Raw genomic sequence first — 2,189 nt, forward strand, 5'->3', positions numbered from 1 at the left:
CGGCATACGAGCCGCGCCCCCGCCCCGTTCCCGTGTCCGGTCGTTTTCCTGTGTCCGGTCGTTCCTCGTGTCCGGTCGATTTCTCGCGTCCGGTCGATCAGGCGGCCTCGGCGTCCAGTTCGAACCAGACCGCCTTGCCCACCCCGTGCGTCCGTACGCCCCACGCGTCCGCGAGGGACTGCACCAGGAGGAGGCCCCGGCCGTGCGTGTCGTCGCCCGCGTCGGGTATCCGTAGCTGGGGCCTGAGGCCCACGAAGTCCCGTACTTCCACGCGGAGTTCACGCGGCGAGACCGTGGCCGTCAGGACCGCGTCGTGGTCGGTGTGGATGAGTGCGTTGGTGACGAGCTCGCTGGTCAGCAGCTCGGCTATCTCCGATCTCCCGGGGCGCCCCCAGTGCCGGAGGAACTCCCTGAGCGCCCTGCGGGTCTCGGGCACCGCCCGCAGGTCCGCCCGTCCGAGTCTGCGTCTGAGCTCCCCCGCCCCCGCCTGGTCCGTCGCGCTGTCGGTCGCTTCCTCCACCGTCTTCGCCGAGGAGGCCCCGATCGCCACGGGACCGCCCCCTCGCGCCTGCCTCTTCATGACCCCCGCCCGCACGCCGATGAGATTCCCCTCCTGCTCGAACACGCTCACGGGGAACCATGCCCTCGTCCGGAAGGCGACAGTCATGCTGATTCGTCAACCACCACCCGTAGGCGTTCAAACGCACACAGTCAAGCCACACTGAGGACAGGCCCGTGGCACCCCTCACGACCACGCGAAACCATCACCCAGGACAACGAAACGGACACCCGGAGCCCTCGCACCGGCCACGAACCCGACCGCGCGCTCCGGTTCCCGCCGTCCACCCCCGTCTGCCGATCCGGCCGTATCCGACCAGCCGCTCGCGGCCACGGAGCGTACTGGACGTTTCCCCCGCCGACCCGGTCACGCCTCCCAGACGGCTGCGGCCGTGCGGTCGTCGGCGTATCCCTTCACGCGGACCTGGGTGTCGGCGAGGAACGCGGCGAGCCCCGGGGGCTCCCCGGTCGCCCAGCGGGCCGTCAGGTGTTCGGCGAGCTGCGGTTCGCCGCGCAGGGGGTCGGCGAGGCCCGCCGTGCACAGCAACAGCGTGTCCCCCGGGCGGGCCACGGACGCCCGGAAACGGAAGGGGTCGTGGGGCGGTGCGGGAGCGGGCTCGTACGGACTCGGGGGCGTCGCGATGCCGAGGTCCATGGTCAGGCGGTCGCCCTCGGGGGTCTCGTGGGGCAGCGAGCCGAAGCCGACGACCGGCGCGCCGGTGGTCGCGGCGACCCGTGGTTCGATGTCCTGCCACTCGCCGTCCCGCAGCCGGAACAGGCCGCCGACACCGATGCCGAAGAAGACACGCGTACGGCACTCCGGGTCGGCCGGGAGCAGCAGGCAGCGCAGGCCGGCCGTGTACTCCTCGGGCTCGACGCCCTGCTCGGCGGCGCTGGCGCGGAGTTTGCCGAGGCTGCGGTCGGTGAGCCGGTGCAGTCCCGACTTCAGGTCGCCGCGCCGGGCGGCGCGGATGTCCTCGGCGAGCCGGACGTGGCTGCGGCCGACGGCCCGCCCGATCCACTCGCACGCCTCGGCCGCCGCCCGGTGCGCCCCCGGTGTGGCGCGGGCGCCGGTCGCCATGGCGACGAGCACCAGTGCGTCCTCGCCCGAGCCGAACCGCGCGGTCAGCAGCGAGTCCCGGCGCGGCTCGCCCCGGAACCGGGCGGAGTCCCCGCGCACGGAAGCGGCCCGCAGCGTGCACGCCCCGTACCGCGCCCCGTCCAGCACGGTGTCCGCCACCAGATCCCCGAGGTCGTCGGGGTCCGCGGCCGGCAACGCGGTGGGCTCCGCGTCGTACGTGGGCGGCCCGGAGCCGACGTAGGCGACGGCAACCGGCTCGGAGCGCGTGACGAGGGTGACGTCCCGGGCCGGAACGGTCAAGGGAACGGGGGCGTCGGCGGGCCGCTCGGCGTCGTCCGGCGGCGCCTCCGCACGATAGCCCGGCGGTTTGGGACCGGGTGGCAAGGTCACGGAGCCCGGCGGATCGGCGGACACCGCTTCCCCAGCAGCCGACGGCTGAACGAAAGCACCGGGGCGCCGACTGTCGTCGGAGGCCGAGGTGTCGTGCGGGGTGGGTCGGTTGTACGGGGTGCGCTGGTCGGAGGGGGCGGACTGGTCGGAGGGGCCGGAG

General features: G+C 73.9%; 2 protein-coding genes. Both read right to left on the minus strand.

From position 1 onward, the window contains the following. Positions 1 to 97: 97 nt before the first annotated feature. Positions 98 to 520 (minus strand): ATP-binding protein, encoded by a 423-nt coding sequence (locus FNH08_RS49140; RefSeq protein WP_322726646.1) that lies wholly within the window; start codon positions 518 to 520, stop codon positions 98 to 100. Between the two features lie 405 nt (positions 521 to 925). Next, complete coding sequence (locus tag FNH08_RS49145) at positions 926 to 1,939, minus strand: protein phosphatase 2C domain-containing protein (RefSeq protein WP_228034847.1); 1,014 nt, start codon at positions 1,937 to 1,939, stop codon at positions 926 to 928. Between the last annotated feature and the right edge of the window lie 250 nt (positions 1,940 to 2,189).

Origin of the sequence: Streptomyces spongiae (assembly GCF_009377185.1) — a bacterium.
GTDB classification, from domain to species: Bacteria; Actinomycetota; Actinomycetes; order Streptomycetales; family Streptomycetaceae; genus Streptomyces; species Streptomyces spongiae.